The sequence below is a fragment of the Dickeya chrysanthemi NCPPB 402 genome (genome assembly GCF_000406105.1).
GTDB classification, from domain to species: domain Bacteria; phylum Pseudomonadota; class Gammaproteobacteria; order Enterobacterales; family Enterobacteriaceae; genus Dickeya; species Dickeya chrysanthemi.
Genome location: NZ_CM001974.1, coordinates 2194258 through 2213581 on the forward strand (window position 1 = coordinate 2194258; position 19324 = coordinate 2213581).

A 19324-nucleotide genomic window follows, 5' to 3' on the forward strand; every position below is an offset into this window, starting at 1 on the left:
GTCAACATAACATCATTAAATGACTAAAATATTTCAGATTATTGGGGTGGAAACAGAGACTGCGTTTATTGAAAAAACCACAGTCCCCATTATTTTTAGATTAAAATACTTTTTTAAACGGTTTGACGCTGACCGTCTCGTAAACGCCGGCGGCGAGATAAGGGTCGTCGTCGGCCCACTGGCGAGCGGCTTCCAGAGATTGGAACTCGGCAATGACCGTGGAACCGGTAAATCCGGCGGTGCCGGGGTCCTCACTGTCGATGGCAGGCAGTGGACCCGCCGTTAACAAGCGGCCTTGATCGCGTAGCGCTTGCAAACGGGCAAGATGTGCAGGGCGCGCTGCCAGACGCTGCTCCAACGAGCCGGGCACATCAGTGGCATAAATTACATACAGCATAAGTAAACCTCGGTCTGTCATAACGTGATGAGACGAACCGTCATCATACGCGATGATACCGACGGGGACTATCTGCGGGAGTTATCGGAGGGAGAGGAAAACCGGGTCGCATCAGCGGTATGCAGAGCGAATTCGGCCGTTTCTATTGAATATGATTGTCATTTGCATTTAAACTTGGGCGGTGAGAGGACATCATATAACTATGCCGCAGAAAACATTTTTCCTGACCCGTCGATATTCATGGCCCGTGGTGGTTTCCGTAGGGTTTCATGGTACGTTGATTGCCGGGTTGCTGTTTGCTTCATTTAATTCATCGGTCAAACTGCCGACGCCCCCGCAACCGATTCAGGTGATGATGGTGAATACCGCGCCACAGGAGGCTGCACCTCCTGCCGCCGCTCCCCAGCCTGAACGGGAAAATGTACCGGAACCGGTGCCTGAACCGGAGGTGCAGCCTGAGCCGCCGTTGCCGAAACCGGTTCCGATTCCGTTGCCGGAGCCGAAACCTCAGCCCAAACCCAAGCCAAAACCGGAACCTAAACCCAAACCGGTGAAAAAGGTGGAGCCGCCTAAGGAAACGCCACGCGAAACTGCGCCACAGCCGACTACGGCACCGTCATCCAGCCAGACGGTAAGCCCTAATCCGGCACCGGTTAGCCAGGCGCCGGCCCGTGCCCAATCCTCCGGTCCACGGCCGCTGAGCCGCGTTCAGCCGGAATATCCGGCCCGGGCATTCGCCTTGCGTATTGAAGGTAAGGTGAAAATCCAGTTTGACGTGGATGAATCCGGGCGGGTGGATAATGTCCGCGTGCTGTCGGCAGAACCCAACAATATATTCGAGCGTGACATTAAGCAGGCGATGCGAAAATGGCGCTATGAAGAGAATAAACCGGGGAAAGATCTGGTGGTGACGATTATTTTCAGGATCAACGGCGGGGCGGCGATGGAGTAAGTGCAGCGATTGATGTCGTTCGATTTGCACTAACCCATAAGGCACCGCAGCGGTGCCTTATGGAATTATCCCGATGGGGTTATTGGTCTGGTTCGAAATGGCTTTTTCCTTGCGGCAATTCCCGCGGTCGCCCCTCTTCGTCTACTGCAACATAAGTAAACAGTGCTTCGGTCGCGCGATAACGCTGCCCGATCGGGTCGGTTGACACTTTTTTCACCCACACTTCCACATTGATCGTCATTGAACTCCGACCGGTGCGAACACAACGGGCATAACAGCAAACCACATCGCCGACTGCGACAGGTTTGAGAAACGTCATGCCGTCAACGCGAACGGTGACGACGCGACCTTCTGCAATCTCTTTTGCCTGAATCGCACCGCCGATATCCATTTGCGACATCAGCCAGCCGCCAAAGATATCGCCGTTGGCATTGGTATCCGCCGGCATGGCCAGCGTGCGTAGCACCAGCTCGCCGTGAGGTAGTACGTCTTGTTTGCTCATAGGGTCAACGAATCCGCTTGTGAGTAGTCAATAATCAAGTTTGTGCAGGTGGTTACTTGTCGCCTTCACTTTCCGTCTTTTCCGGTTCGGCCGGCAGATGACGATAAATGTAAACGCCGCACAACAATGTAAATACCAGAGTCAGGCCGGTGAGACCAAATACTTTAAAGTCAACCCAAACACTTTGCGGCAACCAGAACGCAATATAAATGTTCGCCAGGCCGCACAGCAGGAAAAATATCGCCCATGAAATATTCAGCCTGGACCATACCATTGCCGGTAATGTCAGCTCTTTACCCAGCATGCGTTGGATCAACGGCTTTTTCATCACAAATTGGCTGAACAGTAAGGCGAGGGAGAACAGTGTGTAAATAATGGTGACTTTCCATTTGATGAATTGATCGTTGTGGAATACCAAGGTCAGCGTGCCGAACACGGCCACCATCAGGAAAGTCAACAGCATCATTTTTTCGATTTTGCGGTAAATGAACCAGCTAAACAGTAATGCTGCCGCCGTTGCGGCAATCAATGCACCGGAGGCGACATAGATGTCGTACAGTTTATAACAAACAAAAAAGACAACAAGAGGAATAAAATCAATAATTTGCTTCATTATGTTAATCCATCGCTTATCCGGTACGGGGCCGCGTATATCAAAAAAGAGTGAACCGTATCTGAATTATTATCGCCGTTTGCGCCGAGTGATTCCCGATTTATCGTAACAATTTGCAGAAAATTACGTTATCACTCTTCATGGCGGTCTGATCAGGAGCGGCGTTCACGCCGCTCAGGTACAAGGCAGGTATATTCAACCGCGAATCAGCATGTACAAACGAAAGACATAAACCAGCAACATGGCGGAAATGATGTTACTGATGCCGTTGAGGAGCACCGCCATGGCGGTAGGCGATACCATCGGTAAACGCGCGAGCAACAGCAGCAATGCAACTTTGGCCAGTAACCAGAGCATGACCGCCGGGGCTGTCTGGCGGAAATGAGCAAATGCCAGTTTGCTGCTGGTACGCATGGAAGCCAATACGCCACGCTTTTCGGTGACGGCGATGACCGGTGACAGGCTAAAGGCGATAGACAGTAAAATCCCCGGCACAACGACTAACAGCATGCCTAACTGAATTAACAACGTGCAAATCAGTATCAGCAGAAACAGGCGGGGTAACAATGATGCAGAAGCGGCGACGGCACGCAACGCACTGGTTTGATGGCCGGCCGACACCAGTTGGATCAGCATCAGCATTCCGCCGGTTAACAGAGCATTACCGACCAATGTAGCAAAGGTACCGGCAGCAGACGCTTTCAACAGCACCATTTGTTGCTCAGGAGAAAGTTGTTGGATGATGTCACTGATACCGGGCTGCTCAATGGCAGACAAATCGACATTACTATTGCTGAGAAGCTGCAACTGTTCGCTGTCGGGGGTAAAGGCGTGCCCGAGAACGACGGTGATTAACGATGTCAGCAGCGCCAGCATGAGAATGCTGAAAAACTGGTTACGTGTAAAATTCAAGGTGTCACGGTACAACCTGCTGGCCGTGATAGGCATGAAAACTCCTTGGCAAAGGTTAGCAATAGAACATTATCCGGCTATTGTAACCCGTTCGAGAGTTCCGTGGCACCCCGGCATGACTTTCTGCCATGCGCTTATTTTTATTCTGATTTATGAGCACGGCAGCGGCAGATGAGCCGGAATAAGCGGTGGTAGCCCATAGGCGGCGCGTGCCCGGTCACAGGCATCGTTACGTTGGCCGTACTCTCCCGAGCGCTCAAATTCATGACAAGGGGTGGGCCGTTGGGCATAAATACGACAACTTACCGACTCACCGATGTTGCCCTCCAGTGCACAACAGCGAATAGGGTGGCTGTTCGTGCCCGCCATACAGCGCAGAAATGGCGTTACCGGTTCTGTCAGCTCAGCAGGAACGGTGCCACCGCCATCATTCGCTTCAGACCAGTAAAAAGACACCCGAAAATAACCGCAGCATGCGCCGCACGCCATACAAGGATTCGCGTCATTACTCATAGTTGATTATCTACCGGCCTCACTCGGCGTTGAATCACAGATTAAAAGCTAACATTACGCCGGAATATCCGAATTGGCTGCTTATTTTCTGCGCAGGCAGATAAGTGGCGCTCGATGTGCTTTTTGATTTGGATCAATTCTTTGTTTTTTAGTGACTTGGCGCGATTTGATTAATATCGTTTTGCTGTAAAAATCCTGTCAGGATGTGATCTGGCTTCAAACAAACCTAACCCTTAGTGGGTATAGTTCGCACGGATATTGACCTTACAAATGGAGTGGATAATGAAAAAGGTTGCTTTACTGATGATAGCAGCGGCGATGATTCCTGCACTGGCAGAGGCTCATCAGGCTGGCGATGTGATTGTACGTGCCGGAACAGCAACAGTACGCCCCAATGCGGGTTCAGATGATGTGCTGGGGCTGGGATCATTCAATGTGAATAACAATACCCAGCTTGGTCTGACCTTTAGCTACATGGCAACGGATAATATCGGTGTAGAACTGCTGGCTGCGACGCCGTTTCAGCATAAAATCGGTGTAGGCGGTGTTGGGCAGATCGCCGAAGTGAAGCATTTACCGCCAACGCTGATGGCCCAGTATTATTTCGGGCAGAGCGCCGATAAACTGCGCCCTTATCTGGGTGTCGGCCTGAACTACACCACCTTCTTTGATGAGAAGTTTAACCAGACGGGTCAGAATGCTCAGTTAACTGATCTGAGCCTGAAAAGCTCCTGGGGCGTTGCCGCGCAGGCAGGTTTGGATTACAACCTGAATAAAGACTGGTTGTTAAATATGTCGGTATGGTGGATGGATATCGATACTACCGTGAAATTCAAAGCGGCAGGTCAGGATCAGAGCATCAAAACCCGTTTGGACCCTTGGGTATTTATGTTTGGTTTTGGTTACAAGTTCTGATAAAAGCAGTAAAAGCAAAAAAAGAAGGCGGAACCGAGGTTCCGCCTTCTTTTTTGTCTATAGAAACCCCCCAGCCTAGCCTGACTGGGGGTTCCGTTACAACCGTGATAACAGTTATCAGAAGTTGTACTGTACACCAACACGGTAGCGAGTCTGGCGTTCGTCAGTCGTTTTGGATGGGCCTTCAACATTGGCAACCTGAACATACGGGGTCCAGTTTTTGTCGATCTTGTAAGCCAGCTTCACGTCATGAGTGAGGTTGTCGTTATCATTGTCGTAAATGTAACCAAAGTTACCTGCTTTGGTGTTTTTGTTGTATTCCAGTTCGTATTCAACAGTGAAGTTGTCCAGGAATTTATAGCCCAGTACGCTGGTAATGGTATAGCCTTTCATATTCGTGGCTTCGGCAGGGAGACCATTTGAGCCGTTAACATTAATAGTGTTGCTATAACGTTGATAGAAAGGGCGATAACGCAGAGTGTAGTAAATATCGTCGGTAAAGTTTACGCCGCCTTTGATGTAAGGACGGTATTTATTACCGGTGTTATCAGAAACCAGGTTGAAACCGGCTTCAGCATTAAACATTTTATTAAATTTATACAGATAGCTGGCAGTGACTTCAGTGCCGTTGCTGACTTGTTCGCTGTAAGGCCTGTTTGGCGTATTGTCATTGCTGGACTGTTTCCATTTCACTTCAGAAGACAGGCCAAACCCATTTTCAAAACGATGCGAAATCAGCAGGCGATCCTGATGGTTTGCATTTTGTGTGTCTTTCATCTCATGACGATAGTCGAATGTGACTGCCATGGAACTCATACTTACAACGGACGCTACCATCAATGTCAGAATTTTAAATTTCATTGTTCTCACCCTCATCAGAGATAATTATTTTTGAAGTTTTCGCAATGGTGCCTGATTCGACACAAGTTCAATTCTATTCATTCTTATTTACATTTATGTGACCGGGATCGGTAAAACAAAAAAATGAAAAGCTATTTTATTATGTGATGTGTGTCTATTTACACCGCCTTGTAACTGTGCGTGTGAAATTAACACCCTGTTTAGCAAGAAAAGGAAATCATTACTTTATTTTTGAATATAAGTATTACAAATAAAACAAATTCAATATCATTAATCTGTTGACTTTATTTTTTTGAAATAAAAAATTCACATATTTTTTTCTTCTCAATAAATTCATAATTATTAGCATATTTATCATTTTGTGACGCTGCGCCGGTTTGTGAGAACGGGATGAGAGCGTTTGAAAAGACGTCTGGAGAATAAAAAAACCGGTGATGGATATACCCAAAATAATTCGAGTTGCAGGAAGACGGCAACTGAGTGAACCCCCAGGAGCTTACTCAAGTAAGTGACTGGGGTGAGCGAGGGCAGCCAACACACCTGCAACTTGAAGTATGACGGGTATAAAAGAGGTTTGAGATTCAGGGCGGGAGAACCGGTGATGGATAATAAAAAACGCCATAGCTGGGATAACCGACTATGGCGTAAAGCGGGAACTGTGGGGCGGTTAGTGTGTGCGGGTCGCCGCTTTCATGGTGCTGACAAACTCAGTCAGTTTGGTCAGCATCACCTCCGGCTGGGCATGATAGTGCTCAATGATTTTGACAATAGCCGAGCCGGAAATCGCCCCGGCGGCACCGGATTTCAACGCCTGCTGCACCTGCGTCGGCTCGGAAATGCCGAAACCAAGCAGTGGTGGAGCCGCGTGGTATTCCTGCAGTTTTTCCAGCAGGTGATGTAACGGCAACTGGGCGCGGGTTTCCGCACCGGTTACACCCGCCCGCGAGAGCAGGTAGGTGTAACCGCGGCCGAAAGAAGCGACTTCACGCAGCAGGCCATCATCGGCATTCGGCGGGCAGATGAAAATGGGCGCAATGCCATGCTTCATTGCGGCAGTGCGAAACGGGGCGGATTCTTCCACCGGCACATCGGCCACCAGCACCGAGTCAACACCGGTTTGCGCGCAACGCTGATAAAAGGCGTCGATACCATTGCTGAACACCAGATTGGCGTACATCAGCAAGCCTATCGGCAGATCAGGGTATTTCTGGCGGATAGTCGCCAACATTTCAAAACATTGCGCCGGGGTGACGCCCGCGGCGAACGCCCGCAGCGTAGCATTTTGGATGGTTGGGCCGTCGGCCAGCGGATCGGAGAAGGGAATGCCCAACTCCAGTGCGTCAGCCCCTGCGGCGACCAGTGCATCAATAATTTGCAGTGAAAGCGCAGGCGAAGGGTCACCCAGCGTGACGAACGGTACGAACGCCCCTTCCTGTTTTTCCGATAGTCGTTTAAACAAAGCGTGGTAGCGTTCCATCAGATGTCCCCCCGGGATTTCAGAATGTCGTGAACCGTAAAAATGTCTTTATCGCCGCGACCGGACAGATTAACCACCAGAATTTGCTCTTTCTCCGGTTCTGCTTTGATCATTTTCAACGCATGAGCTAACGCGTGTGATGACTCCAGCGCCGGGATGATGCCTTCATGACGCGACAATTCCTTAAACGCATTCAGCGCTTCATCGTCGGTGATCGAGACATAATCTGCACGTCCGATGCTGCTCAGGTGCGCGTGCTGCGGCCCGACCGAGGGGAAATCCAGACCGGCTGAAATAGAGTATGACTCTTCTATCTGGCCGTCGTCGGTTTGCATCATCGGGGATTTCATACCGAAGTAGATACCGACGCGACCATGTTTCAGTGGTGCACCGTGATGCCCGGTTTCGATACCCAGACCCGCCGGCTCAACGCCAATCAACCGAACGGATGGTTCATCGATGAAGTCGGCGAACATACCGATAGCATTGGAGCCGCCGCCAACGCAGGCCAGCACGGCATCGGGCAGACGACCTTCGTTTTCTTGCACCTGAATTTTGGTTTCTTCCCCTATCATGCGCTGAAACTCCCGCACGATGGTGGGGTAAGGGTGAGGGCCGGCGGCGGTGCCAAGCAGATAATGAGCGGTTTCATAGCTGCCCGACCAGTCGCGCAACGCTTCGTTGCAGGCATCTTTCAGGGTGGAGGAACCACTGTGTACCGGAATCACTTCCGCTCCCATCAGCCTCATGCGGAACACGTTCGGCGACTGACGCTCAACGTCCTTGGCACCCATGTAAACGCGGCACTTCAACCCTAACAGCGCACAGGCCAACGCCGTGGCGACGCCATGCTGGCCGGCGCCGGTTTCGGCGATGATTTCCGTTTTTCCCATCCGTTTTGCCAGCAAGGCTTGCCCCAACACCTGGTTAGTCTTGTGAGCGCCACCGTGCAGCAGGTCTTCGCGTTTGAGATAGAGCGTGGTTCGGGTGCCTGCCGTCAGGTTCTTACACCGTGTCAGTGCGGTTGGGCGGCCGGCATAATTTTTCAGTAAATCGCTGAATTCAGACTGAAAAGCCGGGTCGCGTTGCGCGTCGACAAATGCCTCTTCCAACTGGCGCAGTGCCGGTATCAGGATCTGTGGTACATACTGACCACCAAATTCACCAAAATAAGGGTTTAGTAACGTCATAATCAGCCTGTCTCTTGTTATTGACGAGAGGTGCGGCGCGGTTGTGCCGTACGCAGCGTCTGAAATACTGCCGCAATTTTCTGCGGATCCTTGATGCCGGGTTGTGACTCTACGCCGGAATTGAAATCCAGCCCGGCGGCGCCGAGTTTCGCGGCCTGCGCCGCGTTATCCGGGCCGAGGCCGCCGGCCAACAGCACCTGTTGCAGCGAGTGGCCCTGCAACAATGACCAGTCGAATGCCTGACCGCTGCCACCCTGACCGTTATCAAGCAGTACCCGATCAACGTGCGCGAGCGCCAGTGAAGGAAGGGTGTCGCCGACGCTTTGCGCTTTCCAGATCTGACAAGTCGCCGGTAACTGCGCGCGTAAGGCCGCGATGGTGGTGGCGTCTTCGTGCCCGTGTAACTGAACCGCTGCCAGTTGGAGCGAAGACGCGACTTCTGCAATCTCAGCCAGCGGCGCATCACGGAATACACCGACATAACGCAAGGGCGCACCGGCCATGACTGTGCGAGCTTGTGACGTTGTCACGCAGCGTGGGGAACTGGCGACGAAGATCAACCCGCCGTATACGGCGCCCGCCTGAAAAGCAACTGCGGCATCGTCAGGCCGGGTCAACCCGCATACTTTGTTTTCTCCGAGAATGACACGGCGCACCGCCAGCGTCAGATCCTCTTCCTCCATTAACGAACTGCCGATCAGGAAACCATTGGCATACTGGCTCAATTCCTGAATCTGGGCATGGCGGCTAATACCGGACTCACTGATCACCACGACGTCGGCCGGCAGGCGCGGCGCCAGTGTTCGGGTGCGATTCAGATCGATGGAGAGATCGCGCAGGTCACGGTTGTTGATGCCGACCACACGTGCTTCCAGAGCAATCGCGCGTTCCAGTTCGGCTTCGTTGCTCACTTCCGTCAGAATGCCCATGTTCAGGCTGTGCGCCACCTGAGCCAACTGCCGGTACTGCACATCATCCAGCACCGACAGCATCAACAGGATCGCATCGGCCTGATAGTAACGGGCCAGATAAATCTGATACGGATCGATAATGAAATCTTTGCACAGCACCGGCTGGGTTACTGCTGCGCTCACCTGGGTCAAAAAAGCGAAGTCGCCCTGAAAATATTTTTCATCGGTGAGTACTGAAATCGCGGAGGCGTAATCCTGATAAACCTGCGCGATGGCCACCGGGTCGAAATCAGCGCGAATCAATCCCTTGGAGGGGGAGGCCTTTTTGCATTCCAGAATAAATGCCGGGTTGACCTGTTTCAGCGACTGATAGAAATGGCGCGAGCTGGGCGTTACCTGCAGTTGGAAGCTGTCGAGCGGCTGTCGTTGTTGCCGCTCTGCGATCCACTGCGCTTTGTCTCGCACGATTTTGGTTAATACGGTTTCCTGCATTTGTATCATCATCCTCTGGTTGCCAGATCCAGCACGCGCTGGTAGGCCTGGCCACTATGAATCACATCCAACGCCTGTTGGGCATTCTGCCGTAGATCTTCGTGTCCGAACAGTTTCAACAGTAACGCCACGTTGGCCGCAACGGCTGCGTCATGCGCGGGTTGGCCTTTACCCTGCAGTAAGCGGGCCAGAATATCACGGTTTTCTTCCGGCGTGCCGCCCAGCAAGTCATCCAGCGCGAAGGAATCCAACCCGAAATCATCGGGCGTCAACTGGTAGGTTTCCACCTTGCCGTCACGCAGCTCGGCCACCTCGGTCGGCGCATGGATCGCCACTTCGTCCATGCCGCCGCCGTGCACCACGGCGGCACGTTGATATCCCAGCACCTTCAGCGTTTCGGCAATCGGTGTTACCAATTCGGGACGATAGACGCCGATCAGCGCCAGCGGCGGACGCGCCGGGTTGATCAACGGCCCTAATACGTTGAACAAGGTCCGGGTTTTCAGTTGCTGGCGGACCGGCATTGCGTGGCGGAAACCGGTATGGTATTGCGGCGCGAACAGAAAACACACGCCCAGATCGTCCAATGCCTGACGCGATACTTCCGCCGACATATCAAGCTTAATGCCGAACGCCGCCAATAAATCCGACGATCCGGAACGGCTGGAAACGCTACGGTTGCCGTGTTTGGCGACTTTTAACCCACATGCGGCAGCGACAAAGGCACTGGCGGTGGAAATATTGATGCTGTTGGAGCCGTCTCCGCCGGTGCCGACGATATCGGCGAACAGGTAGTCAGGCCGAGGAAACGGCCTGGCATCCGCCAGCAGTGCGGTGGCGGCGCCGGCGATTTCATCCGGGTGTTCTCCCCGCACCTTCATGCTGATTAATGCCGCCGCCAGTTGCGTCGGCTCCAGTTCGCCCTGAATGATGGCGGCAAACAGCTGCTGGCTTTCTGCCTGGCTCAGGATGTCGGCGCGGTACAGTTTTTCAAGAATCGATTGCATGGTGGTGTCTCCTTCCATTCAGGCCAATGCCCAGTCCAGTGTCTGATTCAGCAGACGCGCGCCGTGAGTCGTCAGGATGGATTCCGGGTGGAACTGGAAACCGCAGACGCGATGCTCATCGTGGCGCACCGCCATCACCATGCCGTTAAAGCTGGCGTTAATTACCAGTTCGGCCGGGATGTTGCTCCCCACCAGCGAATGATAGCGTGCGACCGGCAACGGGCTGGGAAGACCGTTGAACATCGCCTGACCGTCGTGCTCAACACTGGACGCTTTACCATGCAGAATTTCACCGGCCTGACCGACATGGCCGCCATAGGCTTCGACAATGGCCTGATGACCCAGGCAGATACCGATGATCGGTAACTGACCGCGCAAACGTTGCAACAAGGCCGGCATACAACCGGCTTCGGACGGCGTGCCGGGGCCGGGTGACAGCATCAGCACCGGCTTTTCCAGGTGTTGCAGTCGGTCGATAATGATGTCGGCCGGCAGTTGGTTACGGTATACCACCACGTTGTGGCCGCTGGCGCGCAACTGGTCGACCAGGTTATAGGTAAAGGAGTCGATATTATCGAGCAACAGGATATCGGCCATCAGAATACCTCCCGGGCATGATGCGCACTGGCAATCGCGCGCAGAACCGCGCGGGCTTTGTTACGAGTCTCATCGGCTTCGGCCTGCGGGTGGGAATCCAGAACCACGCCGGCGCCGGCCTGCACGGTAGCGATGCCGTCTTCGACATAAGCGGAGCGGATCACGATGCAGGTGTCGAGGTCGCCACGGGCGGTGAAGTAGCCTACGGCGCCACCGTAGCTGCCGCGGCGGGTTTTCTCACTTTCTGCGATCAACTGCATTGCGCGTACTTTGGGCGCGCCGCTCAGCGTGCCCATGTTCATACAGGCGCGGTAGGCGTGCAGTACATCGAGATCTGCGCGCAGGGTGCCGACCACGCGGGACACCAGATGCATCACGAATGAATAACGGTCTACCTTGGTCAGGTCCGCCACATAGCGGCTGCCGGGTTCACAGATTCGCGCCAGATCGTTGCGGGCCAGATCCACCAGCATCAGGTGTTCGGCCAGCTCTTTATGGTCGGTACGCATTTCCAGCTCGATACGGCTGTCCAGATCCCGGTCCAACGAACCGTCGGCATGGCGCCCGCGAGGGCGAGTGCCGGCGATAGGATAAATTTCAATTTGACGGCTGACGGCGTCGTATTTGAGCGAACTTTCCGGCGATGCGCCGAACAACGTGAAATCCTGGTCCTGCATGTAGAACATGTAAGGGCTGGGGTTATTGTCTTTCAGCGTCTGGTAGGCGGCCAGCGGCGATGGGCACGGCAATGAAAAACGACGGGACGGCACCACCTGGAAGATTTCACCGATGCGGATCGCCTGTTGCATCTGGCTGACGACGGCGCCGTAGTCCTCATCGCTCTGATTGCAGGTCAGCGTCATGGTGTCGACCGTCTGACAAGGTAACGCCGGAGCGGGCTGACGTAACTGGTGCTGCAACTGTTCCAAACGTTGTTGCAAACGCTGACGCTCCGTGGCGTCGGGGGTGAACAGGCTGGCTTGCAGATGGGTTGAGCGTTGTTGGTGATCCACGACCAGCAGGGTTTCCGCCAGATAAAAACAGTAATCCGGGCAGCGCTGCTGTTGGCTGAGCGGCGGCAAACTTTCAAAACCAGCCACCAGGTCGTAGGCAAACAGCCCGCCGAAAAACATCGCTTCCCGTTCGTTTTCCGGGCATACCACCAACGTCAGCAGTTGGCGCAGCGCGTCAAACACCGACAGGGAACGCAGGCGCGCGTCTTCATCCTGCATGATATCTATAGCCGGGAAGGTCAGCTCACGGCTGTTTGGGTGTGCATTCACGCGGACATCGGCAGGCAGTGCCTTATCCAGCAGCGGCAACAGTGCTGCGCCGTTGGCTGTCAGCGCCTGAATCGACACCTGTGTGCCGAGGGCGGTAATGCGCAAGGCGCTGTCGACTATCAGCAGGCTTTGCAGATTCTGCTTGTTGTCGATCTCGGCTGACTCCAACAGCAGCGTTGCCGGACGGGCGCCGCACAGTTGGTGAAACGTCGCGCTGGGGTCGTTGCGGTATTCGGCTCCGACGCGTAGCAGCTCAAGTTCAGGTTGTGGTGTTTGCATGGTGTCTACTCGTATTTTGTCCATAAAAAAACCCGCGATCAGCGGGCTTCAGGATAGGCATGTCAGAAAATGGCGATGCGTCATCACTTTACCCGCAACAGGGAGAAGCGCCACCAACCAGCATGATGTTTCAGTGTCAGGGTCGTTACCGTCATCGCCATTATCCTCGTTATCTTTCGTGTTGAACTTGCGTACTAGTAAACTGGAACGAGGCGGGGAAGTCAATAACATTCCATCCGATTTTTTCGGGGAGATGTCTGGCTGGCGATGGCGGGCTAGCGACTTGCCTGCACCAACCGAACTTTTTTCCTTTTTAGCCAGGTTGATGGCATCATGCCGCCTGACATTTTCTGAAACAGAGAGACACCTGCCGTGCCAGATGAGTTGCCGGTATCACCGGCGTTTCCCCTGTATGACCTGCATAGCCATACCACCGCGTCTGATGGCTTGCTGACGCCGACCGAACTGGTGCGGCGGGCGGTGAGTATGCGCGTCAGCGTGCTGGCGATCACCGACCACGACACCACGGCGGGGTTAGATGAAGCGCGTGCCGCTATTGTGCAACAGGTGTTGCCGTTGCGGTTGATTTCCGGCGTCGAGATTTCCACCGTATGGGAAAATCACGAGATCCATATCGTTGGGCTGGGGATGGATTGCCACCATCCGGCGTTGACCTCGTTACTGCAACGGCAGGTGCAGTACCGCCGGCAGCGTGCCGAACAGATTGCACAGCGGCTGGAAAAAGCGCTGATCCCCGATGCGCTGGTCGGGACATCCCGGTTGGCGGACGGCGGAATGATCACCCGCGGGCATTTTGCACGCTATCTGGTGGAACTGGGGAAAGCCGATACCGTGGCACAGGTATTTAAAAAATATTTGGCTAAAGGGAAAACCGGCTATGTGCCGCCACAGTGGTGTACAATACAGCAAGCCGTGGACGCTATCCGCCAGTCGGGCGGGGTTGCGGTGCTGGCTCACCCAGGGCGTTACGATCTTACCGCCAAATGGCTGAAACGGCTGATGGGGCACGTTGCCGATTGTGGTGCAGAAGCAATGGAAATCGCCCAGTGTCAGCAGGCGCCGGACGAGCGTTCACAACTGGCGCGTTATGCGCAGGACTATCACTTGTTGGGGTCGCAAGGGTCGGATTTTCACCAGCCCTGCGCCTGGATAGAGCTGGGACGAAAATTATGGTTGCCCGCAGGCGTGGAACCTGTCTGGCAGCATCCGGCGTTGGCCGTCTGAGTTCCCCTATCACCACAACATCCGTACCGCTCGTTATACGTACAGTACTTTACGGCGATGCCACACCGATTGTGGCGGTTTGCCGAGGCTGTACGTTTTAAGAAGGCAGAGGACGTAGCATGAGTCAGTTTTTCTATATTCATCCGCAGAATCCGCAACCGCGTCTGATTAACCAGGCCGTGGAGATCTTGCGTAAAGGCGGCGTGATCGTTTATCCCACCGATTCGGGATACGCGCTTGGGTGTATGTTGGAAGATAAAGCCGCAATGGAGCGGATTTGCCGTATTCGCTCTCTGGATCAGAATCACAATTTTACCCTGATGTGTCGCGATTTGTCGGAGCTGTCGTCTTACGCGTATGTGGATAATGCGGCGTTTCGTTTGATCAAGAATAATACGCCAGGCAATTACACCTTCATTCTTAAGGCGACCAAAGAGGTGCCGCGCCGCCTGATGAATGAGAAACGCAAAACCATCGGTATGCGCGTGCCGTCTAACCCGATTGCTCTCGGGTTGCTGGCGGTGCTGAATGAGCCGTTGATGTCGACCACGCTGATGTTGCCGGGCAATGATTTTGCCGAATCCGATCCGGAAGAAATTCAGGAACGGCTGGGTAAACTGGTGGATTTGGTGATTCACGGCGGCTTCCTGGGGCAACAGCCCACGACCGTTATCGACCTGACCGAATCCGTGCCGGTTGTAGCCCGTGAAGGCACCGGCGACGTGACGCCGTTTTTGTAACGCCGTTTTTGTAACACATAAGCTCTGCGGCCCGCGGTTTCCGGGCGACTCATCTCGCTCTAACATTTGGCATACAAATGGCTCGAATCAGGGTATAATCGCAAAATTACGCGTTAACTCTTTATTTTTTCATGGGTTAACGCGATTTCTAAGTCATCATGACATTCCCCCCCCCGACGCCTGTGAAGGCGACATCAGAGGTTGCTCAATGAGCGAAAAGCTACAGAAAGTGCTGGCGCGTGCAGGGCACGGTTCACGCCGCGAAATTGAAAGTATGATTGAAGCCGGGCGCATTAGCGTCGACGGCAAAATTGCTACGCTGGGGGACCGTGTCGAGGTGACCCGGGCGACTAAAATTCGTATCGACGGGCATGTGGTATCGGTACGTGAAACCGAAGAGGCTGTCTGCCGCGTATTAATGTATTACAAACCGGAAGGCGAGCTTTGTACCCGCAGCGACCCGGAAGGGCGGCCAACGGTATTTGACCGTCTGCCGCGTATTCAGGGATACCGTTGGGTGGCGGTTGGTCGTCTGGATGTGAATACATCCGGGTTATTGTTGTTCACAACGGACGGCGAACTGGCGAACCGCCTGATGCATCCCAGTCGTGAAGTGGAACGTGAGTATGCCGTACGCGTGTTCGGCGAGGTGGGCGATGACAAAATTCGTCAGTTGAGCAAAGGTGTACAACTGGACGACGGCCCGGCGGCATTCCGTTCGATTCGCTATCAGGGCGGCGAAGGGTTGAACCAGTGGTACAACGTAACCCTGACTGAAGGCCGCAACCGCGAAGTGCGCCGTTTGTGGGAAGCGGTCGGTGTACAAGTGAGCCGCCTGATTCGTGTGCGTTACGGCGACATTCAGTTACCGAAGGGGCTGCCGCGCGGCGGCTGGATGGAGATGAAACTGACCGACGTTAACTATCTGCGTGAACTGGTGCAGTTGACGCCGGAAACCGTCAGTAAACTGCCGGTGGAGCGTGAACGTCGCCGGGTGAAAGCCAACCAGATACGCCGTGCGGTGAAACGTCATGGTGGTCAGGCCGGTAGTAATAATCGCCCGGCCGGTAGCCGTCGCAATGCGCCGAAGCGCAATGGCGGCTGAGTTGCCTGGCCGACGCTGCGCCCGCGGGTACAGCGTCGGCCTTCCGTCGTTATCCCTTACCAGTCGATCCCTTGTTGGGCCTGAATGCCGGCATCAAAGGCATGTTTCACCGGCCGCATCTCCGTTACCGTATCCGCCAGTTCCAGCACATCGCGATGGCAACCCCGGCCGGTAACGATGACGCTCTGATGCGTCGGGCGTTGTCGCAGAGCGGTAATCACTTCTTCAAGCGGCAAATAGTCGTAGCTGAGCATATAGGTCAACTCGTCGAGCACCACCAGATCGAGCGAGTCATCGGCCAGCATACGTAAGCCATGCTGCCAGACACGCCTGGCTGCGTCGGTATCTGTCTGGCGATTCTGGGTATCCCAGGTAAAGCCGGTCGCCATCACCTGAAATTCCACCCCATGCTGTTGCAACAGATTTTTTTCGCCGTTCGGCCATTCGCCTTTGATGAACTGGATCACTCCCGCTTTCAGACCGTGGCCTACGGCTCGGGTTACTGTGCCGAAGGCGGCGGTGGTTTTACCTTTACCATTGCCGGTAAACACCATCAGGATGCCGCGCACGTTGGTGGCGGCGGCAATACGGGCGTCTACCTTTTCTTTGAGGCGCTGCTGACGTTGCTGATGACGATCATCACTCATGAGTGGGTATCCTTCGTTCAATCACTCGGCCGGGCCGGGTTTCCGTCCTGGTTGGGCATCAAAGCTCATGCCGGTTTTGCGACGGCTGTCGTCTCCCATCAGATACAGGTAAAGCGGCATGATATCCGCCGGGGTTTTAAGTTTATTCGGGTCTTCGTCGGGGAAGGCCGAAGCACGCATTGAAGTTCGCGTGCCGCCGGGATTGATGCAGTTGACCCGCAGGCTACGGTTACGGTATTCCTCAGCCAGAACCTGCATCATACCTTCGGTGGCAAACTTGGATACGGAGTAAGCCCCCCAGTTGGCGCGCCCCTGACGGCCAACGCTTGAACTGGTGAAAATCAGCGACGGGCTGGCCGATTTCAGTAATAACGGCAATAGCGCCTGCGTCAGCATAAAGGTGGCATTAACGTTAACCTGCATGACCTGATGCCAGGTGGTGGCAGATTGTTCCGCCATCGGTACGACGTCGCCCAGCAGTCCGGCATTGTGCAGCACGCCGTCCAGGCGAGGTAGCGCCTGACCGATCTGGCCGGCGATCTGAATGAAGTCATGATGACTGGCGGTTAGCATATCGCAGGGAATCAGGTAACTGTGGGTACCGCATTCCTGCAGGATCTGTTGCTCCACATCCTGCAATTTACTTTCGGTACGCCCCAGCAACACCAATCGTGCGCCGTAGCGCGCGTAGGTCAGGGCGGCTTCGCGGCCAATACCGTCACCGGCGCCCGTCACCAGAATAATGCGGTGTTGTAACAGGTCTTGTTTAGGTTGGTAATGCAAAACGGTGTCCTCTGGCTGTCATCGACCGCGAAACCCGCGAATGATGAGGTGTATCCGAAAAAGCCATAATGGGTGTGTTATGCCTGAAACAATAGGTGTTTTCAATCAGAAGGTCCGGCTTTCTCACAGGCTGTGCGGTAAAAAGCAGCGGAAAGTACAATTTATGTATGAAGATCATCGCCATCACGCCCGTCATACGTTAGGTTAGAAGCTCGGCGCACCGCGCTGTAAACCGTAATGGTTGTTGAAGAATCAACGTCATATATCACATTGGTTAATGAAGGCGGTATTTGTGGAATTACTTTCTCAGTATGGTTTATTCCTGGCAAAAGTCGTCACCCTTGTCGTCGCTATCGGCGCATTGGTGGTGCTGACAGTCGGTATGACGCAGCGTAAACGCCATCGTAAAGGCGAACTGCAGGTAATTAATCTGGGCGAACAATACCGTGAAATGCGGCAGGAGATGCGGTCTGCTGCCATGAGCGATACCGAGCGCGGCTTGCTGGAGAAAAAACAAAAGAAAGAAGATAAGGAAACCGCCAAACAAGAAAAGAAACGTGCCAAACGCGGGGAAGAAAAATCCGCCCGTCCGTGTTTGTATGTCCTCGACTTTAACGGCAGCATGGATGCCGGGGAGGTCAGTTCGCTGCGTGAGGAAGTATCCGCCGTGCTGGCGGTGGCCCGGCCGGAAGATGAAGTGTTGCTGCGGCTGGAAAGCCCCGGCGGTGTGGTTCATGGCTACGGGCTGGCGGCGTCTCAGTTGCAGCGTTTTCGTCAGCGCGGCATTCGCCTGACCGTGGCGGTAGATAAAGTGGCGGCCAGCGGCGGTTATATGATGGCGTGCGTGGCGGATCGCATTGTGGCGGCGCCGTTCGCTATCGTTGGCTCCATTGGCGTCGTGGCACAGATTCCTAACTTCAACCGGCTGTTGAAAAGCAAAGAGATTGATGTAGAACTGCATACCGCGGGCCAGTACAAACGAACGCTGACGCTGTTTGGCGAAAATACCGAAGAAGGCCGGGAGAAATTCCGTCAGGAATTAAATGAAACGCATCTGCTGTTTAAACAGTTTGTCAGTGAGATGCGGCCCTCGCTGGATATTGAGTCGGTTGCAACCGGTGAACACTGGTTTGGTACACAAGCCAAAGAGATGGGGCTGGTGGATGCGATCGGCACCAGCGATGACCTGCTGATTGCCGAAATGGAGAAACATGAAGTGCTGGCGGTGCGCTATACCCGGCGCAAACGTCTGCTGGACCGTTTGACCGGCAGCACTGGCGATGCCCTGGAACGTCTGATGCTGCGCTGGTGGCAACGGGGTAACAATCCTCAGTTGTAAGTCATCCGCCCGTCACCCGTATAACCTGCCTGTCCGTGCCTGCCTTTTTCGACAATGCTCTCTGTGCATAGTCATCGGCCGGGTGGGCGGGCCTTCATTAGCTGTTTCATCGATTCGCAGTGGTCAGTTGGATCTGGATTCTGGATGAAACTACGCCAGCCCGCGAGTACAAATAAGAGTGTCGGTTTTTAAGCAAACCGAAAACCATCCCGGCGAGATGGCGGTATTGGCATTAATCGACTAACTGGTATTTTTCTGACAACACTTGCGCCAGGTGTTTGAACATATTGAACACCGCCGTCGTTTTCTGCGTGGGTAATCCCTCGCTGTCGAGAAAGTATTCACCGCGGAATACCAGAACGCCGTTCTTTTGTTCTACTGCATCGGCAACCATGCCATGCAGGTAGTCGTCATGATTCTGAATCAACGTGTTCGCTTCTTGCAGTAATGCTTCACGGCTGATCGGCGTTTTTTCTTCATTTATATGTGTAAAAACAGACATAGGATTCCTCTTCGGCAAATAACCCTTGTTTTGCTGTCGCTATTGTAGCGCCTGAATGGAAT

At 53.9% G+C, this 19324-nt stretch carries 19 protein-coding genes, 1 pseudogene and 1 other annotated feature; of the genes and pseudogenes, 6 read left to right on the forward strand and 14 right to left on the reverse strand.

Going from position 1 to position 19324, the window contains the following annotated elements; all coding sequences use genetic code 11:
* Positions 1-100: 100 nt before the first annotated feature.
* A complete protein-coding gene (locus DCH402_RS09840; RefSeq protein ID WP_040000922.1) occupies positions 101-397 on the reverse strand; it encodes a YciI family protein in 297 nt (98 codons plus the stop codon).
* A gap of 202 nt (positions 398-599) precedes the next feature.
* Here DCH402_RS09840 and tonB point away from each other — a divergent pair, with 202 nt between their 5' ends.
* Positions 600-1349: a TonB system transport protein TonB gene (tonB, locus tag DCH402_RS09845; protein ID WP_040000923.1), complete on the forward strand. Its 750-nt coding sequence runs from the start codon at positions 600-602 to the stop codon at positions 1347-1349.
* A gap of 79 nt (positions 1350-1428) precedes the next feature.
* On the opposite strand, the gene yciA is transcribed toward tonB, so the two are convergent.
* From yciA to DCH402_RS21270, 4 genes are all read right to left on the reverse strand, one after another.
* Entirely contained in the window at positions 1429-1851 is a 423-nt protein-coding gene (gene yciA / locus DCH402_RS09850; RefSeq protein ID WP_027712126.1) for an acyl-CoA thioester hydrolase YciA, read from the reverse strand.
* 52 nt (positions 1852-1903) lie between these two features.
* Positions 1904-2464: a septation protein A gene (locus tag DCH402_RS09855; protein WP_040000924.1), complete on the reverse strand. Its 561-nt coding sequence runs from the start codon at positions 2462-2464 to the stop codon at positions 1904-1906.
* A gap of 195 nt (positions 2465-2659) precedes the next feature.
* On the reverse strand, positions 2660-3412 hold the full coding sequence (locus DCH402_RS09860) for a YciC family protein (RefSeq protein ID WP_040000926.1): 753 nt from the start codon (positions 3410-3412) through the stop codon (positions 2660-2662).
* 114 nt (positions 3413-3526) lie between these two features.
* A complete protein-coding gene (locus tag DCH402_RS21270; protein ID WP_071604694.1) occupies positions 3527-3889 on the reverse strand; it encodes a YkgJ family cysteine cluster protein in 363 nt (120 codons plus the stop codon).
* Between the two features lie 282 nt (positions 3890-4171).
* Here DCH402_RS21270 and ompW point away from each other — a divergent pair, with 282 nt between their 5' ends.
* Positions 4172-4804, forward strand: coding sequence for an outer membrane protein OmpW (gene ompW / locus DCH402_RS09865; protein WP_040000927.1), 633 nt, complete (start codon positions 4172-4174; stop codon positions 4802-4804).
* 117 nt (positions 4805-4921) lie between these two features.
* Here the strand turns inward: ompW and DCH402_RS09870 are convergent, their stop codons facing one another.
* The 6 genes and pseudogenes from DCH402_RS09870 to DCH402_RS09900 all read right to left on the reverse strand — a co-directional run bounded on the left by DCH402_RS09870 (position 4922) and on the right by DCH402_RS09900 (position 12901).
* On the reverse strand, positions 4922-5665 hold the full coding sequence (locus DCH402_RS09870; RefSeq protein WP_040000928.1) for an oligogalacturonate-specific porin KdgM family protein: 744 nt from the start codon (positions 5663-5665) through the stop codon (positions 4922-4924).
* A gap of 667 nt (positions 5666-6332) precedes the next feature.
* Positions 6333-7142: a tryptophan synthase subunit alpha gene (gene trpA, locus DCH402_RS09875; RefSeq protein ID WP_040000929.1), complete on the reverse strand. Its 810-nt coding sequence runs from the start codon at positions 7140-7142 to the stop codon at positions 6333-6335.
* Positions 7142-8335 carry a tryptophan synthase subunit beta gene (trpB, locus tag DCH402_RS09880; RefSeq protein ID WP_200864885.1) on the reverse strand — a complete coding sequence of 398 codons (1194 nt, stop codon included), beginning with the start codon at positions 8333-8335 and terminating at the stop codon, positions 7142-7144. Before trpB ends, trpA begins: the two co-directional genes overlap by 1 nt.
* 14 nt (positions 8336-8349) lie before the next feature.
* Complete coding sequence (gene trpCF, locus DCH402_RS09885; protein WP_040003520.1) at positions 8350-9735, reverse strand: bifunctional indole-3-glycerol-phosphate synthase TrpC/phosphoribosylanthranilate isomerase TrpF; 1386 nt, start codon at positions 9733-9735, stop codon at positions 8350-8352.
* 8 nt (positions 9736-9743) lie between these two features.
* Positions 9744-11339, reverse strand: a pseudogene (trpD, locus tag DCH402_RS22870) (bifunctional anthranilate synthase glutamate amidotransferase component TrpG/anthranilate phosphoribosyltransferase TrpD).
* Positions 11339-12901: an anthranilate synthase component 1 gene (locus DCH402_RS09900; RefSeq protein WP_040000932.1), complete on the reverse strand. Its 1563-nt coding sequence runs from the start codon at positions 12899-12901 to the stop codon at positions 11339-11341. The pseudogene trpD and the gene DCH402_RS09900 overlap by 1 nt, the downstream one beginning before the upstream one ends.
* Before the next feature lie 22 nt (positions 12902-12923).
* Positions 12924-13023: a sequence feature (Trp leader region), on the reverse strand.
* 250 nt (positions 13024-13273) lie between these two features.
* On the opposite strand from DCH402_RS09900, the gene rnm reads away from it, so the two are divergent.
* The 3 genes from rnm (at position 13274) to rluB (ending at position 15991) form a co-directional block, all read left to right on the forward strand.
* Positions 13274-14146, forward strand: coding sequence for an RNase RNM (gene rnm / locus DCH402_RS09905; protein WP_040000933.1), 873 nt, complete (start codon positions 13274-13276; stop codon positions 14144-14146).
* Between the two features lie 119 nt (positions 14147-14265).
* Positions 14266-14886, forward strand: a complete 621-nt coding sequence (locus DCH402_RS09910; RefSeq protein WP_040000934.1) for an L-threonylcarbamoyladenylate synthase — start codon at positions 14266-14268, stop codon at positions 14884-14886.
* A gap of 208 nt (positions 14887-15094) precedes the next feature.
* Positions 15095-15991: a 23S rRNA pseudouridine(2605) synthase RluB gene (gene rluB / locus DCH402_RS09915; RefSeq protein WP_040000936.1), complete on the forward strand. Its 897-nt coding sequence runs from the start codon at positions 15095-15097 to the stop codon at positions 15989-15991.
* Between the two features lie 56 nt (positions 15992-16047).
* On the opposite strand, the gene cobO is transcribed toward rluB, so the two are convergent.
* Both cobO and DCH402_RS09925 read right to left on the reverse strand, forming a co-directional pair.
* Positions 16048-16638 (reverse strand): cob(I)yrinic acid a,c-diamide adenosyltransferase, encoded by a 591-nt coding sequence (gene cobO, locus DCH402_RS09920; protein WP_040000937.1) that lies wholly within the window; start codon positions 16636-16638, stop codon positions 16048-16050.
* 21 nt (positions 16639-16659) lie between these two features.
* Positions 16660-17421, reverse strand: a complete 762-nt coding sequence (locus DCH402_RS09925) for a YciK family oxidoreductase (protein ID WP_040000938.1) — start codon at positions 17419-17421, stop codon at positions 16660-16662.
* Positions 17422-17713: 292 nt separating this feature from the next.
* Here DCH402_RS09925 and sohB point away from each other — a divergent pair, with 292 nt between their 5' ends.
* Entirely contained in the window at positions 17714-18760 is a 1047-nt protein-coding gene (sohB, locus tag DCH402_RS09930; RefSeq protein WP_040003521.1) for a protease SohB, read from the forward strand.
* Positions 18761-18992: 232 nt separating this feature from the next.
* On the opposite strand, the gene DCH402_RS09935 is transcribed toward sohB, so the two are convergent.
* Positions 18993-19262 (reverse strand): YciN family protein, encoded by a 270-nt coding sequence (locus DCH402_RS09935; protein ID WP_040000939.1) that lies wholly within the window; start codon positions 19260-19262, stop codon positions 18993-18995.
* Between the last annotated feature and the right edge of the window lie 62 nt (positions 19263-19324).

Bases quoted from the DNA above. Each gene is read 5' to 3' on its own strand.
- yciA (WP_027712126.1), bottom strand. From the start codon at position 1,851: ATGAGCAAACAAGACGTACTACCTCACGGCGAGCTGGTGCTACGCACG.
- ompW (WP_040000927.1), top strand. From the start codon at position 4,172: ATGAAAAAGGTTGCTTTACTGATGATAGCAGCGGCGATGATTCCTGCA.
- DCH402_RS09840 (WP_040000922.1), bottom strand. From the start codon at position 397: ATGCTGTATGTAATTTATGCCACTGATGTGCCCGGCTCGTTGGAGCAG.
- DCH402_RS09855 (WP_040000924.1), bottom strand. From the start codon at position 2,464: ATGAAGCAAATTATTGATTTTATTCCTCTTGTTGTCTTTTTTGTTTGT.
- cobO (WP_040000937.1), bottom strand. From the start codon at position 16,638: ATGAGTGATGATCGTCATCAGCAACGTCAGCAGCGCCTCAAAGAAAAG.
- rluB (WP_040000936.1), top strand. From the start codon at position 15,095: ATGAGCGAAAAGCTACAGAAAGTGCTGGCGCGTGCAGGGCACGGTTCA.
- trpCF (WP_040003520.1), bottom strand. From the start codon at position 9,735: ATGCAGGAAACCGTATTAACCAAAATCGTGCGAGACAAAGCGCAGTGG.
- tonB (WP_040000923.1), top strand. From the start codon at position 600: ATGCCGCAGAAAACATTTTTCCTGACCCGTCGATATTCATGGCCCGTG.
- DCH402_RS09870 (WP_040000928.1), bottom strand. From the start codon at position 5,665: ATGAAATTTAAAATTCTGACATTGATGGTAGCGTCCGTTGTAAGTATG.
- trpA (WP_040000929.1), bottom strand. From the start codon at position 7,142: ATGGAACGCTACCACGCTTTGTTTAAACGACTATCGGAAAAACAGGAA.
- DCH402_RS21270 (WP_071604694.1), bottom strand. From the start codon at position 3,889: ATGAGTAATGACGCGAATCCTTGTATGGCGTGCGGCGCATGCTGCGGT.
- DCH402_RS09860 (WP_040000926.1), bottom strand. From the start codon at position 3,412: ATGCCTATCACGGCCAGCAGGTTGTACCGTGACACCTTGAATTTTACA.
- DCH402_RS09910 (WP_040000934.1), top strand. From the start codon at position 14,266: ATGAGTCAGTTTTTCTATATTCATCCGCAGAATCCGCAACCGCGTCTG.
- DCH402_RS09900 (WP_040000932.1), bottom strand. From the start codon at position 12,901: ATGCAAACACCACAACCTGAACTTGAGCTGCTACGCGTCGGAGCCGAA.
- DCH402_RS09935 (WP_040000939.1), bottom strand. From the start codon at position 19,262: ATGTCTGTTTTTACACATATAAATGAAGAAAAAACGCCGATCAGCCGT.